Raw genomic sequence first — 15,472 nt, 5'->3', positions numbered from 1 at the left:
GAAGCCCGCGGATAAAAATGTCTACTTTCGAGAGCGAGAAGACCGACAATTGCCGAGAGTCGGCAATGAACTGGCTGATCCGGCTGCGGGAGGAGCCGGAGTCGGCGGAGCGCGCCGAGGCGTTCGAAATCTGGCTATCCGAGCATCCGGACAACCGTGCCGCTTGGGCCGAGGTCCAGGAGGTCTGGTCCCTTGTCGGCGAGGTTGGCGAACGGCCCAATACGACAGCAGGAAATGTAACCGAATTCCCGCGGAAGAACCGTCGGCCCGGAAGGCTAATTGCCGGCCTCGCCATTGCCGCCTCAGTGTTTCTAGCCGTCTTCACCCTGCCGGACCTCCTGGTTCGATTCGATGGAGATATCGTGACGGGAACCGGCGAAACCGCCCAAGCCACGCTGCCTGACGGCAGCACGATCCATCTCGCGGCGCAGAGTGCGGTCAAAGTCGATTATTCGAATGAAAACAGACGGATCCGCTTACTCAAAGGCGCAGTCTTCGCGGAGGTGGAACCGGATCCGGCAAGGCCTTTTTCCATTCTTTCCGACAAAGTCGAGAGTACAGCGCTCGGAACGGCTTACGAAGTCCGCCGGGAGACCGCCGGCAGCACGGTCGCCGTCGAACACGGTATTGTCGGCGTTTCGTTTGCCGACGCCGGACTTCGGCACAAGCTCCACGCCGCGCAATGGCTGCGGGTTACTCAGGACGGCGGGCGGACCGTCAAGGGCGTCACGACGACCGGTGCGGTTGCGTCGTGGCGGAAAGGGCGGCTCTCCGTCGATGACCGGCCGCTGAAGGATGTTATCGACCAACTGGATGACTATTTCGACGGCACGGTGATGACATTGGGTAGCTTCGACGACTATCGGGTTACCGGTGTATACAATCTCGAATCCCCCGAGAGCGCCCTGCGGGCCGCGCTTTATCCGCATGGTCTGAAACTGCGCAAACTCTCGCCCTGGCTTTTGGTTATTTCATCCCTTTAGACATTTCGGACAGCCTCTCAACGGCCCAGGCCGGTCTCTCAGCCAAAAAAGTTTTGAAACACGTGAAGTGTCGTTCGTCCTCCGAATATAGCGACTGCGACTTAATTGCAGTTTTATTTAACCTGGGCAGGACAGTAACGATGAATGAAATGCTCTTCGGCGATACCGCCAAGGCAAGAAGGACAAAACGCACCCTCCGAAAGGCGCTTTGTTGCTCCGCGACCGCACTGGCGCTGGCGGCCGGCCAATCGGATCATGCCACGGCCGGCACGTTAACAGGTGCCCGTGACAAAGCGGTACAGATCGCACAGTCGACAGAGACGCATGTCTTCGACATTCCCGCCCAGCCATTGGGTGGCGCCCTGGCCGATTTCGGCCGGCAGGCAGGAATTCAGATCACCCTGAATTCGGAAATCCTGGAGGGTCGGGACGGCCCCGCTGTCACCGGGTCCATGACCGCCGAGCAGGCTTTGCAACGACTATTGTCCGGTTCAGGAATAAACTGGCGATTCCTCGAAGACGGCACCGTTGCCCTGGAACGGCCCGCCACGGAGAAAGGAACCGCGGTCCTCGACCCGGTGCGCGTGGTGACGAGCGTTGCTCCCAGCACCTCCTCGCTGGGCAACAAGCCGGAGAAATATGCCGGCGGTCAGGTGGCGACAGGCGGCAAGCTCGGCGTCCTCGGCAACCAGGACGCAATGGATGTCCCCTTCAGCATCACCAGCTATACGGAAGAGACGATCGATAATCAGCAGGCCGAAACGATTTCGGACGTGATGGCGAACGATCCTTCCGTGCGGTCCGGATATGCCTTCGGCAACTATCAGGAACTGTTCGTCATCCGCGGCTTCCCGCTGAGCGGCGAGGACATCGCCATCGACGGCATGTATGGAAACGCGCCACGACAGATCGTCTCCATGGAAATGTTCGACCGGGTCGAGGTTCTGAAAGGCGCCAATGCCTTCCTGAACGGGGTTGCGCCCGGCAATACGGGGATCGGCGGGGGTATCAACCTCGTCCCCAAACGGGCGGGCGATACACCGCTGACCCGCTTCACCGCGCGCTACGAGCAAACCACCCGGCTTGGCGGGCATGCCGATGTCAGCCGTCGTTTCGGCGATGACAACGCTTTCGGCATTCGCGTCAATGCAGCCGTGCGGGATGGCGAAACGGCCATCGACAACGAGCAGCGATACATGCATCTGGGCCATGTCGCATTGGACTATGATGGGGAACGCGCCCGCGCGACCTTGGACCTCGCCACGCAACGGCATCGTATCGACCAGGGTAAATCCATCGTCCGGGTAAACACCACCACAGTTCCGGACGCGACCAAGGGCAGCAGCAACTACGCGCCGGGCTTTGTCTTTTCGGAAATGCGCGACAGTTATGCCCAGTTGTCCGGCGAATACGACATTCTGTCCTCCCTGACCGCGCATGCGACGGTGGGTTATCGCGACTTGCGGGAGGACGGCGATTTCGCGACACCGACCGTCATCAATGCCGCCGGCGATGCCACGATCTCGAGCTTGATCGTCCCGCGCGAGGATACGAACCAAAGCGGACAGGTCGGAATTCGCGGTGACTACGCCACCGGCCCCGTCCGTCATCAATTCGGATTCGGTTACGCGGCGCTGAAGACGATCAACAGGAATTCTTTCGACTTCAGCAACACCGTCACCACCAACATTTTCAACCCGGTCGATTTCGACAGGCCCGCTACGTCGTTTTCGGGCGGCGACTTCAACGATCTGCCGAAAGTCTCCGAGTCGACGCTTCAAAGCTATTACGTTTCGGACACTTTGTCCTTCTGGGAGGAGAAAGTCGCCCTGACGGTAGGCCTCCGGTATCAGCACATCCATTCGGAGAACTTCAATCGGGACACCTTCGTCGAGACGCAGAATATCGCCCAATCCGCGACGACGCCCGTCGTCGGTCTCGTCGTTCACCCAATGCAGAGTCTGGCGCTTTACGCGAACCGGATCGAAGGGTTGTCCGTCGGTGAAGTCGCGCCGGGCGGCGCCGCCAATGCAGGCGAGATCTTCCCGCCGTTCCAATCCGTGCAATGGGAACTGGGTGCGAAATGGGATCAGGGAAATTTCGGCGCCGGCTTCGCCGTTTTCCAGACCACGCAACCCAGCGGCATCACAGATCCCGCGACGAATATCTTCGGCGTCGACGGCGAACAGGAAAACCGCGGGGTCGAGGTCACCATGTTCGGCGAACCCTGGAAGGGCATCCGACTGCTCGGCGGGGTCACCTATACCCAGGCCGAGTTGCAGAACACCGCGGGCGGCACGAATGACGGCAACGACGCGGTCGGCGTGCCGCGCGTTCAGGCCAATCTGGGCATGGAATGGGACCTTCCCTTCCTGAATCGAACCACGGTTTCAGCCAGAACGCTGATTACGGGGGATCAGCAATTGAACGCGGCAAACACACTCGAGGTCGATGGTTGGGCACGGCTGGATGTGGGTGCGCGAACTGTCCAAGATATCTACGGTCGGGACGTGGCCTTCCGCCTGAATATCGAAAACCTCACCAACCACGACTACTGGGCCTCGGCACAGGGCGGCTATTTGACGCCGGGCGCGCCCCTTACGGCGAAACTTTCCGTTTCGGCTGACTTCTAGAGAATTCTATTCTCTCCAGGCTCTCGCATGACCGGGATAATATTCCGGGGAAACACGGCGGCGAAGGCGTCCACAAGGCGTCTCCGCCGCCGGATTCTTTTCGCCGCGGCCAAGCCGTGATCTGTTATTCCTGCCGCCGGAATCGGCCTAGTATCCCCGCCGATGTGAATTCAACCCATTGGAGCATGCAATGCTGCAGACGACCGTTCCGGATCCGGTCAGACGATTTGCGGTCGGCCCTCAGACCCTCAAGGACCTGAACTATGGCGAACCCGCTGAATTCGATGGCGGTTTCGAGTGGCTTCATTTCGATTGGACGCGCCCTGAGGCGCGAGAATTCCTCGAGAACGACCCGGATATCGATCCTTTGGTCATGAAAGCCCTGCTGGCGCCCGAAACCCGGCCGCGTTTCAACCTTTTCGCCGGGGGCATTTTCCTGAACCTGCGTGGGATCAACCCAAAACCCGGTATGCAGCAGGATGAGATGATTTCGCTGCGCATGTGGATCGAGAAGAACCGATTAATCACCATGCGTCGGGTGCGGATCGAGGCCATCAACGACATGGTCCTGGAAATGCAGGCCGGCCATGTTCCCGCCTCCGTGGAGGAATTGGTCAGCCGTTTGGCATCCTACCTTTCCCGGGACATCGGGTTGAGCCTGATCAACCTGAACGATGAGGTGGACGAAATAGAGGAACTGGCGATCGAAGGCACGGATGACGACCTGCGGTCGCGCTTGGCGGAAGCGCGGCGCCAATCCATCGTACTGCGGCGCTACCTGGCCCCGCAACGCGACGCCTTGCAGCGGTGGCTGGAGGTACTGCAGGAAAGAAACCGGCCGGATATCCGCGAACATGCCCGGGAAACGCATGACGCCGTCCTCAGATATGTGGAAGACCTGGACGCCTTCCGGGAAAAGGCCGGTATCCTCCACGACGAGTGGCTGACCCGTCTGTCCGATAAACTGAACCGCAACATGTTCGTGCTGGCGATTCTCAGCGTCTTCTTCCTGCCGCTATCCTTCGTTACGGGTCTTCTCGGCGTCAATGTCGCAGGCATACCCTTGGCCGACGCACCCTGGGCTTTCGGTGCTCTCTGTCTCGGCTTGGTCGTAATGGCCGCCTTGCAAATCGCGGCATTCAGATACCTGAAATGGTTCAACTGATGGATGAAAAATATCAAAGATGAACAGATGATGCGGTCCGGCCACGGATCGTTGACCTTGCCTTGCCAATGCAAACAACCATCAACATTTAACAGTAAAATTTAGCACAAACGATGCTGCCCGCCATTCCAATGAGTGATACCAATCACTGAAATATTTTGGACAGTATGGCTGTCTTATTTCCAAACACGATCTTTCAAGGTGATATTCATGTCCAATCGCAAGACCGTTCTTGCCGTGGTTCTTTTCGGTGCCATGGCGGCGGCGGGGCCGGCGCAGGCAGCCGGTGTTTCCGCACGGGATTTGCTTCAAGGCTTCAACAACATCGTGCTCAACGACTTGACCACGAATGTTGAAACCGAAGGCACCCTCTATGTCGGCGGCGATTACAATGGAAACGGCTCGACGGTTAATCCACGAGGGCTCGCCAATGTGGATCTAGGCAACGGCATTGTCGGCAGCCTGATCGTCGGCGGCGATATCAATGCGAGCGCGGTCAATCTGAACGGCGGTCATGCCGTCATCGGCGGGTCCGATCCGGGGGATCTGGGCTTGAACGGCGGCAGCACGAAGAGCGAAGGGGTGGCCGGCATCCCCGTCGCCGAAATCACCAGCGCTTTTCAATCCTTCTCGGCCGAATTGGCGGGATTTGCCCCTACCGGCGGTACCGCGAATACGTCGGACCAGAACAACATCAGCTTTCAATCCGTCGCGGATAGCAGCGGGGTCGCGGTCTTCGACATAGACGGGTCGGTCCTGAAAACCGGGACGTTCCATGGCATCACCGCCGATCCGGGCGTGACCACCGTGATCAATGTCGGCGGCGCCAATGTTACAATCGGCGTTAATGCGAACCTCACGCAGAGTTCGGTCATCTTCAACTTCTACGAAGCCACGACGCTGACCATCAACTCGACCTTCAATTACTCGGTTCTAGCCCCGTTCGCGAACGTTACACTGGGCGGTGGCGGCCTGAACGGCACCCTGGTCTCCTTCAACCTGAATCAGGACGCGGAGGTCCGTCCGCCGCTTTACGATGGCAACATCCCCGTGTCGCAGGTTCCCGTACCCGCAGCCGCTTTGCTGTTGTTGACGGGCATTGCCGCGCTGGGCGGCATGACGGCCCGCCGGCGAAAGGCGTAGACAACTTTCTTCGAATGGGCTTTTGACGGTCCCAGATGACAAAACGCGCGGCTTGATCAAAGCCGCGCGTTTTTCTTTGCCGTGCCGAGGCCGAGAACTCAGCCGTTAACCGTTTCTAAACCAGAAAGCCCTATAATATTTGCGGTATCTTGCCACCATCTTTGCGAATCTGCCAAGGGATCGCCGGTTCGGTTGAAACGGCCTGGATATCAACCGGGCCAAATACCACATATATTACGTCATTCAGGGAAGCCGACGCAGTGATTTTCGATTTTGTCGCCAATGTCTCCGTAGACGGACAGGTCATCCAATTGGAGGGAGAAACCTGGTCGTTGCTTGAGGCCGACGGACCACAAGTCCTGAACCGTGAGTTCCTGGACTTCGTCGCCGATCGGGACCGGCAGGTCGTAAGCGACATTCTGTTTGACGTGGAACAGGGACAAGCCCCTCTGCGATTCGAAGTCACGCTAGTGTCCAGTTCCGGTAAGGAAAGCGATGCTACGGTATTCGCCGCTCCGATTTTCGAGGGTGGCCGCTACAAATTCACACGCCTCGCCGCCAAGCGGAAAGATCCCCTCACAATCAACTCCATGGCGGATTCCGACGCTTTCAACGAAGTGATGGAATCCTTCGAGAACAAGCTGCAGGCGGCGATCGACTCCAATCAGGCCGCCGTGATGTCGATTTTTTCCGTCGAAAGCGGCGACGCTGTTAGCACGGCCCAGGCCGGTGACCGACTCCACGCCCTGCTCTCGGAACGTTCGGATGGCGAAGTCTGCCGGATCAGCGACGGCAGTTCCGTTGTCCTGCATGACGACAAAACGAGCGCTGGCGATATTGGCGGTGCCATTGCCGACGGCATGGAAGGGCATGGAGACCTATCGACCTACAGCCTCGATCTTGCCGACGATACGCTCGATGCCGCGAGCCGGATGGAAATGGCATCCGGTGTTCTGGCCGCCGCCGCGCAACCCGGCGTCAATTTGGGGTCCGGCACACATAAACTGAGCGACGGTTACGAAATGGCCCGCGGACAGGTTACCGCCGCAATAGCCGGTGCCGTCCCAAAAATCAGTATTGCCGTCCAATGGGGCGCCCCGGACACCCGTATCGGCATGGCCGATGTTCCCGAATTACTGCGGCGCTGGAACGGCGGCGGCAAACAAGGCGGGCCAATGCTGCAGGACATCGTTCGGTCGCATCTGGAGGCTGTAACCCGGGCAAAACCGGAGGATATTCCGGTCTGCGTCCCCATCCATGCCGCATCCCTGATGTTCTTGGACAAGGCCGAATGGGATCAGTTCGACCTGATGGTCATGCCCGTCGGTCTGCGCGAACTGGATGAGGAACTTCAACAGGACGCCGCCAATCTTCTGTCCACCCAGTATGTCATGGTGGATATCTCCGATCTGGTCTACTGCCCCGCGGTGCTGGCCCAACTGTTGAGCGCGGAAGCCCTATCCTTCCTGCGCGTGGATATGCAGAAGACCTCCGCCCTGTCCGATGCGGAACTGGATTCCTTCAGGGAAGTCTACGATTTCTGCAGCAAGCGCGGCATCTATGTGCTTGTCAGCCGGGTCGACCCGAACCGCATAGAAAACCTGATCGAGCGCGCAAAGGTCATCTTCCTGCCCGACGCCTATCTAAAGAACCAGGTTCAGAACTAGAACGGGCCGGCGCTGCTCCAGCCCGGCCCGTCCCAATCCGATTTCACGACACGTGTCAGACGCGTTCGATGATCGTCGCGATGCCCTGACCGACGCCGATGCACATCGTCGCCAAACCATAGCGACCCCCGCGTCGCTGCAATTCCTTCGCGCAGGTGAGCACCAGCCGTGCACCGCTCATCCCCAGGGGATGGCCGAGGGCGATTGCCCCGCCATTGGGGTTCACATGTTCCGCATCGTCCGGCAGGCCCAATTGGCGCATGACCGCTAGGCCCTGAGCCGCGAAGGCTTCGTTCAGCTCGATCACGTCGATGTCGCCGATGGTCAGTCCGGCCTTGGCCAGGACTTTCTGCGTCGCCGGGGCCGGACCGATCCCCATGACCCGCGGCGGCACACCAACGGTCGCCATGGCGACGATCCGCGCCATCGGCGTCAGGCCGTGCCGGCCCGCCGCTTCCTCGGAAGCGATGAGCAGCGCAGCCGCCCCGTCATTGACGCCGGATGCATTGCCGGCCGTCACCGTACCGCCTTCGCGGAACGGCGCTTTCAGTTTCGCCAGCGCTTCAGGTGTCGTATCCGGACGCGGGTGTTCATCCTGGGAAACGATGATCGGATCGCCCTTCCGCTGCGGAATTTGCACGGCGACGATTTCTTCGGCCAGGTTGCCGTTTTCCATGGCGACACCGGCGCGTTGCTGACTGCGCAGCGCGAAGGCGTCCTGGTCGGCACGGCTGACCTGATAATCCTCGGCAACGTTTTCAGCCGTCTCCGGCATGGAATCGACGCCGTATTGCGCCTTCATCAGCTTGTTTACGAAACGCCAGCCGATCGTGGTGTCATAGACCTCGGCACTGCGCGAAAAGGCCGAATCCGCCTTGCCCATGACGAAGGGCGCACGCGTCATGCTTTCAACGCCGCCGGCGATCATCAGATCGGCTTCGCCGGATTTGATGGCCCGTGCGGCGGTGCCGCAGGCGTCCATGCCGGACCCGCACAGCCGGTTGATCGTGGCACCCGGGATGCTTTCCGGCAGTCCGGCAAGCAGGCTCGCCATATGGGCGACATTGCGGTTGTCTTCACCCGCCTGGTTGGCACAGCCGTAGATCACATCGTCGACCGCGGCCCAATCCATGTTGGGATGGCGTTCCATCAGGGCTTTCAGGGGGTGGGCGGCCAGATCGTCCGTGCGGACCTTGGCAAGCGCGCCGCCGTAGCGGCCGATAGGCGTACGAATACCGTCGCACAGGAAGGCTTCGGTCATCTTCCTCTCCATATTTTTGTCTATCCTTACGGTCCTGATCGAAAAAAGGGGGATCCAAGCGGATCCCCCTTTATTTCAGTGCAGACCGCCTATAGCGGCAAGGTGTATGCCGTTTTCACGGTGGTGTAAAACTCATCCGCATACCGCCCCTGCTCACGCGAACCGTAGCTGGAAGCCTTCCGTCCGCCGAAGGGAACGTGATAGTCGACCCCCGCCGTCGGCAGATTGACCATGACCATGCCGGCCTGGCTCTTGCGTTTGAAATCCGAAGCGAATTTCAGCGACGTCGTGCAGATCCCGGCTGAAAGGCCGAAATCTGTATCATTCGCGACGGCCAGGGCCTCGTCATAGTCCTTCACCTTGATGACCGAAGCGACCGGCCCGAAGATTTCCTCCCGCGCGATCCGCATCTGGTTGGTCACTTCGGTGAACAGCGCCGGCGCCAGATAGAAGCCTTCCGTATCGCGGTTCAGCAATTCGCCGCCTGTTTCCAGCTTGGCGCCTTCCTTCTTGCCGATATCGATATAGCTGAGGTCCTGATCCAACTGATCCTTGTCGACGACCGGGCCGATCTGCACGCCGGACTTCAACGCATCGTCGGTCACCGTCTTGTCCAAACGGGCCTTTACCGCATCGATGAACTTGTCATGAATGCCTTCGGTAACGATCAGGCGCGAGGATGCGGTGCACCGTTGGCCGGTCGAGAAGAAGGCACCCTGAACGGCACAATCGACAGCATTGTCCAGGTTCGCATCGTCCAGCACGACCAGCGGGTTCTTGCCGCCCATTTCAAGCTGGAACTTCGCGCCGCGGGCCGCGCAGGCCTGCGCCACCGTGGAACCGGTCGCGACCGATCCCGTGAAGCTGACCGCAACCACACCGCGGTTGTTCAACAAGGTTTGGCCAACCTTGCTGCCCCGGCCCATGACCAGGTTGAACACGCCGTCTGGAATACCGGAGCGGGAGATGATTTCCGCCAGAGCCCAGGCGCAACCGGGCACCAGATCGGCCGGTTTCATCACGACGCAGTTACCGTAAGCCAGCGCCGGCGCGATCTTCCAGGCGGGGATGGCGATCGGGAAATTCCAGGGCGTGATGATACCGACGACGCCGATCGGTTCCCGCGTGATCTCGACGCCGACACCGGGACGCACCGAATCCAGCTTCTCGCCTTCGATCCGCAGGCACTCTCCGGCGAAGAACTTGAAGATCTGGCCGGCACGGACGGCCTCGCCCATTCCTTCTGGAAGGGTTTTCCCTTCTTCGCGGGAAAGCAGTTTCCCGAGCTCTTCCTTCCGGGCAATGATTTCATTGCCGATGAATTCAAGCGCGTCATGACGCTGCTGAATGGTCGAGAATTGCCAGGTCTTGAACGCTTCCTGCGCCGCCTGAATGGCTTGTTCCGTCTGGGCCTCGTCCGCGCGGGCATAAACGCCGACAACGTCGGACAGGTTCGACGGGTTGATGTTCTGGGTTTCGTCGGCGCCCTCGGTCCAGGCACCCGCGATCAGGTTGCGATGTAAGGTCATACTCTTGAACTCCCTCCAGCAGATATTCTGACGCGCACTATACGATCGGCGCGTATCGGTGTTGTTACAGCAGGCCGCGTTTGGCGAGATTATCCATGAGGGCGGAAGTGCCGAAAGTCCACGGCGCAATCTCGCCCGCATTGCCGACGCGGTTCACGAGCGCCCCGAACCGGGGCGAGGAAATGGTGACGATGTCCCCCATCTTGTGGGTAAAGCCTTGTCCCGGCGCATCGCGGTCCTGGATCGGTGCGAACATCGTCCCGGTGAAAAGCGCCAAACCGTCCGGGTAATGATGACAGTCGAAGGCCTGGGAAACCAGATCCGCCATATCGCGGCTGATTTCCGCCGCATGACTATCGCCCTTCAGGACGAACCCGTCTTCGCCCTCAACGGTCAGGGCGACGACCGCCGCCCTGGCATCGTTCAGGCCGAAGCCGCTATCGAACAAACGGATGAAGGGTCCCAAGGCGCAGGACCCGTTATTGTCCTTGGCGCGCCCAAGCAGCAGCGCGCTGCGTCCTTCCACGTCCCGCAGATTGACATCGTTGCCGAGCGTCGCGCCGACAATGACCCCATCCGCGCGGGCAACCATGACGACTTCGGGTTCCGGATTGTTCCAGGTCGAGGACGGGTGCAATCCCACATCCGCTCCGGCGCCGACCGAGGCCATCGGCTGGGCCTTGGTGAATACCTCAGCATCCGGGCCCAGACCGACCTCCAGATATTGCGACCAAAGCCCCTTTTCGGAGAGGGTTTCCTTGACCTTCGCGGCCTCCGGCGAACCGGGTTTGATATTCCGGATTTCCGCGCCGATTACCTCGCTCAACTCCTCACGCAGGGCCGCGGCCCGTTCCGGCGCCCCCTTGGCCTGTTCTTCGATCACCCGTTCCAACATGCTTCGGACGAAGGTAACACCGCAGGCTTTCAGCGCCTGAAGATCGAAAGGCGACAGCAGATACGGTTTCCGTGGGTCTCGTCCCGCCGGCTGGCTGTTGGCGATGATGTCGCCGATCGGTCCGAGCGGCGCCAGGTCCTCGGCCTCCAGCAGTTTGAGTGGTTCAGGGTGATTCAGCAGATGCGCCATCGTTGGGGTATGCGGCGTGAGATCCAGCGCCACGCCGTCTCGCACCAGGACCACGCAGGGCCCGCCCCCTGGAATCTCCTCCCCTGACGCGGAAAGCAATTCCGGCACCCAAACCCGTCCGACCAGCGAAGCCTCTGCCGCGTCTTCAGGAAGTATGTTGTCTGACATCTTCATGCCTTATTGATGAAGAGAACCCGTCACGGAATCAAGCCATCGCATGCGACATCAGGGAAAAGCTTGCACCTGTCTGAGGAAAATATCCCGTCATTCGGCAGGAAACGTCCAAAGGTATCTGATTAAGAGAAATTAGTAATTTCTTCATATTATTCCCCTAGTCAAATGGTGCTGTGCCTGACGGGAAAGGGTGCAGGGTTTGGCACGCCCGCATTTCGGGTCGCTGGGGATGACAGAATGATAATCGTTTGGAGCGAAGAATGAGCAAGAATACCGCAGCGTCTGAAAATTCGATCGGTTTCTGGTCCTTATCGAAACAGATCATCGCGATGATGGTGGTGCCGGTCATCGTCACGGCCATGGCTTTGGGGGGATACAGCGTATTCTCCACAATCAATCAGATTCATGACGCCGCGGCTCATCGTTTCGAAACGCTGGGGCACGGTCGCAAGCACGAACTCTTAGTCTATCTGGACTCGGTTCGATCCGACCTGAAAAACGTTGCCACGCTGCCCTATACGCAGGACGCAATCGCCGACCTTACGGACGGCTGGAAGGCGTTTGGCGAAGGCCAGGCGGAAACTCTTCAAAAACTGTACATCAAGGACAACCCTCACCCGAAAGACAAAAAGGCCATGTTGGACGCGGCGCAGGACGGTTCGTCCTATTCCGTCGCGCATGGCAAATACCATCCTTGGTTCCGCTCGTTCGCCGCGGAGCGGGGATACGGAGACGTCTATCTTTTCGACGCCGTCGGCGATCTTCTCTACACGGTTAACAAGAAATCAGACTTCGGCACGAACATCCTCACCGGGAAGTATAGAGACACGCAGCTCGCAGAGGCATTTCGGGTAACCCGAGATAACGCCCGTCCTGACTTCCAGGCATTCTTCGATTTCACGCGTTATGCGCCCGGTGACAATGCCCCGGCCAGCTTCATCAGCATGCCGGTCCTGCGCGACGGAAAATTCCTGGGCGTCGTGGCGTTCAAGACGCCCGCTAACGAAATCAGCAAACTGATCGCCAGCGAAACAGGCTTGGGTGAAACGGGCAATGTCCTGCTGGTCGGGAAGGACAAACTTGCTCGGTCAAACGGACGTTTTTCGAACGGAAACGAGATTCTCGAGCATGAAATCGACGTCCCGGTGGTTGATGCGGCCTTGGCGGGAGAGGAAGGCTCTATAGAAGCGGATTTCGAAGGCAAGATGTCTTTGATCGAATATCAACCGGTCGATTTCATGGGGACGCGTTACGCCCTGATCGTTACAGCCGACAACAACGAGGTTTTTGCCGCCGTCGACGGCATCGTCGCCACGAAGATTTCCGTCGCCCTCGGCATCATGTTGATCGTGGGTGTCATCGCCGTCTTCGCATCCCGCCGCGTCAGCGGTCCGATCAATCAACTGACTGAAACGATGGGTACCTTGGCGGCCGGCAACACTGATGTCGAAATCCCGACAGCCACTCGCCATGACGAGTTGGGCGCGATGGGCCGCGCCGTCGAAGTGTTCAAAGTGAACGCCATCGAAAACGCGCGACTCGCGGCGGAACAGAAAAGACTGGAAGACGAAGCCGCCGAAATGAAGGCCGAGTCTCTTCGCGTCATGGCCGAGAAGGTGGAGGTCCAGGTTCAGGAAGCCGTAGGCGTGGTAAGCGACATTACTGCCCAAATGGCGTCGAACGCCACCGAAATGACCGGCGCCAGCAGCAACGTGATGAGCAGCGCTCAGACAGTCGCGGCGGCAGCCGAAGAATCCCTTGTGAACGCGGATTCGGTGGCAAGTGCGGCGGATCAGTTGAGTTCCGCGATCAGTGAAATTTCCGAACGGGTCGCACATTCGACCTCGATCGCTTCCTCCGCTGCGCAATCAGCAGAACGGACACGCGAAATCGTCAACTCGCTTTCGAAGGCGGCGGAAGATGTCGGCAGCGTCATTCAGTTGATCAGCGATATCGCGGAACAAACCAATCTGCTTGCCTTGAACGCAACGATCGAGGCCGCGCGTGCCGGCGAGGCAGGAAAAGGCTTCGCCGTCGTCGCAAGTGAAGTGAAGGGCCTGGCCAGTCAGACCCAGAAATCCGCTGCCGACATTACCAGTCAGGTCGGGCAGATGCAGGCTATTACCACCCAAGCCGTCGAAGCGATCAGCGAGATCGCCAAGACGATCGAGGAAGTAAACAGCGTCAGCGCCGGTATCGCGGCAGCCGTCGAAGAACAAAGCGCGTCAACGCGGGAAATCGCGGAAAACGTATCGCAGGCTGCGGCGGGCGCAAGAGAGGTCTCGGAACGGATCGCGGAAGTGTCGCAGGAAGCAAGCCGCGTTGATGAAATTTCCGGGTCTGTGTCGGAGCATTCCTCCAGCCTTGCCGAAAGCATCAGCTCGCTGAAGACGGAGCTGGTCAAAGTGATCCGCACGGCCGCACCGGAAGTCGATCGACGAGAAGAGGACATTCCGGTCCCGCAGAACCGACGCAAGAACTAGTCTGGGATCTCCCCGCCGGATTGGCGTGCCAGAGGTCTTAAAAGTAAATCGGGCCGGTCCAGCAGGACCGGCCCGATCTTTATCTCGGTCAAACGCGCCCGTGTCAGCTGCGGAGGGAGCCCACCTTTTCTAGGCTGGCCGGCATCGGATGACCGTAGGTATCCGTTACATAGGAGACGATCCGCGCAACCTCATCCTTGCCAAGCTGGTCCATCAACTCGCACGGCGCCTTTCCGAAACGCAGGGCAAGGCCCGCGCCCATGTCGATATCGGCGGCGGTCGCGACTCCTTCATCCAGTTCCTGCAGCACCGGGAAGAAGGTTGCCGCCATCAAGCGGTCGGCAATCACCTTGTCCGACGCGGCGTCACCGGATGCGTCCTCACCGATTTCGAACTCGTAATCGCTGTCGCCCTTTTCCGCGAGGGACTTCGCCAGCGTGTAGAACGCACCGTGCGGACCAAGGTTCCGTTGCGCGTGGAACATGATCTTCGGCTTCACCAGATTGGTGACCAGGAAGGGCCCCGCCGCGACTCCCATGCATTCTTGCGCGACCCGGTCGATCTGCGCCGTGCTGCCGGCGCTTTCGTCCAACAACCGGACCGCTTCGTTGCCATAGGGCACGAAGAAACGGTTGATCGCGAAACCGAAGGAATCCTTGCAGGCAATCGGCTTCTTTGCCGTCTGACGGCAGAACTCCAGCGCCCGGTCGTAGATTGCCTGATCGGTCTTTTCACCCTTTACCACTTCAACGATCGGGTTGATCGCCGCCGGGTTGAAATAGTGCAGCCCCAGGAATCGGGTCGGATCGTCAACCGCTTCGGCAAGATCGGAAACGCGCAGGGCGGACGTATTCGTCGCCACCACCGTCTCTGGCTTCAGGTGCGGATTCAGCCGGCCGAACATCTCTTCCTTGACCGATTGTTCCTCGAAAATAGCCTCGATGATCAGGTCGCAATCGCCAAGCGCCGCCAAATCCGTATTGCCGGAAATGTGCGCGTAGCAGGCAGCTGCATCATCAGCGGACATTTTCCCCTTATCCGCCGCACGATCATAGAATTTCTTGGCCGCACCCTTGCCGCGTTCCACCGCTTCCGCCGTGGTATCCACCAGGACGACGTCGACGCCCTGCTGCCCCAGTGACGTGGCAATTCCCGAACCCATTGTCCCCGCGCCGATAATGCCGACTTTGCTGAATACCATTGGTCGATTTCCCTCTCGCTACGACGCGCCGTAACGGTTCGGCGCGTCCCTCGTTTGTCGCGGCGCACAATAAGGATAGGGATTTGGCTTGTCGAGCCACGGTGCTGGCGGGCATCCAGGGAATCCTGCTTAAATCTGCGGCATTGTCG

The 15,472-nt window shown here is 59.5% G+C and carries 10 protein-coding genes; 6 read left to right on the top strand and 4 right to left on the bottom strand.

What is annotated here, in order from left to right; all coding sequences use genetic code 11:
* Positions 1-17: 17 nt before the first annotated feature.
* From ACQK2G_RS23515 to ACQK2G_RS23495, 5 genes are all read left to right on the top strand, one after another.
* Positions 18-983: a FecR family protein gene (locus tag ACQK2G_RS23515; protein ID WP_425407474.1), complete on the top strand. Its 966-nt coding sequence runs from the start codon at positions 18-20 to the stop codon at positions 981-983.
* Between the two features lie 140 nt (positions 984-1,123).
* A complete protein-coding gene (locus ACQK2G_RS23510) occupies positions 1,124-3,616 on the top strand; it encodes a TonB-dependent siderophore receptor (RefSeq protein ID WP_425407473.1) in 2,493 nt (830 codons plus the stop codon).
* 190 nt (positions 3,617-3,806) lie between these two features.
* Positions 3,807-4,781, top strand: a complete 975-nt coding sequence (locus ACQK2G_RS23505) for a zinc transporter ZntB (protein WP_425407472.1) — start codon at positions 3,807-3,809, stop codon at positions 4,779-4,781.
* A gap of 210 nt (positions 4,782-4,991) precedes the next feature.
* The gene (locus ACQK2G_RS23500) at positions 4,992-5,924 is read left to right on the top strand and encodes a collagen-binding domain-containing protein (protein WP_425407471.1); all 933 of its coding nucleotides are present in this window, start codon (positions 4,992-4,994) and stop codon (positions 5,922-5,924) included.
* 260 nt (positions 5,925-6,184) lie between these two features.
* Positions 6,185-7,591: a hypothetical protein gene (locus tag ACQK2G_RS23495; RefSeq protein ID WP_425407470.1), complete on the top strand. Its 1,407-nt coding sequence runs from the start codon at positions 6,185-6,187 to the stop codon at positions 7,589-7,591.
* A 55-nt stretch (positions 7,592-7,646) separates the two neighbouring features.
* On the opposite strand, the gene pcaF is transcribed toward ACQK2G_RS23495, so the two are convergent.
* From pcaF to ACQK2G_RS23480, 3 genes are all read right to left on the bottom strand, one after another.
* Complete coding sequence (gene pcaF / locus ACQK2G_RS23490; protein ID WP_425407469.1) at positions 7,647-8,852, bottom strand: 3-oxoadipyl-CoA thiolase; 1,206 nt, start codon at positions 8,850-8,852, stop codon at positions 7,647-7,649.
* Positions 8,853-8,941: 89 nt separating this feature from the next.
* A complete protein-coding gene (locus ACQK2G_RS23485; RefSeq protein ID WP_425407468.1) occupies positions 8,942-10,381 on the bottom strand; it encodes an aldehyde dehydrogenase family protein in 1,440 nt (479 codons plus the stop codon).
* A 64-nt stretch (positions 10,382-10,445) separates the two neighbouring features.
* A complete protein-coding gene (locus ACQK2G_RS23480) occupies positions 10,446-11,633 on the bottom strand; it encodes a fumarylacetoacetate hydrolase family protein (RefSeq protein WP_425407467.1) in 1,188 nt (395 codons plus the stop codon).
* Positions 11,634-11,899: 266 nt separating this feature from the next.
* Here ACQK2G_RS23480 and ACQK2G_RS23475 point away from each other — a divergent pair, with 266 nt between their 5' ends.
* Entirely contained in the window at positions 11,900-14,122 is a 2,223-nt protein-coding gene (locus ACQK2G_RS23475) for a methyl-accepting chemotaxis protein (protein WP_425407466.1), read from the top strand.
* A gap of 103 nt (positions 14,123-14,225) precedes the next feature.
* Here ACQK2G_RS23475 and ACQK2G_RS23470 read toward each other — a convergent pair whose 3' ends face one another.
* Positions 14,226-15,323 carry a 3-hydroxyacyl-CoA dehydrogenase NAD-binding domain-containing protein gene (locus ACQK2G_RS23470; protein ID WP_425407465.1) on the bottom strand — a complete coding sequence of 366 codons (1,098 nt, stop codon included), beginning with the start codon at positions 15,321-15,323 and terminating at the stop codon, positions 14,226-14,228.
* Positions 15,324-15,472: the final 149 nt, after the last annotated feature.

The organism is Hwanghaeella sp. (assembly GCF_965227365.1).
In the GTDB taxonomy this organism is placed as follows: domain Bacteria; phylum Pseudomonadota; class Alphaproteobacteria; order UBA8366; family Aestuariispiraceae; genus Hwanghaeella.
The sequence above is the reverse complement of the archived record's forward strand: the minus strand, read 5'-3'. Positions and strand labels throughout refer to the sequence as shown.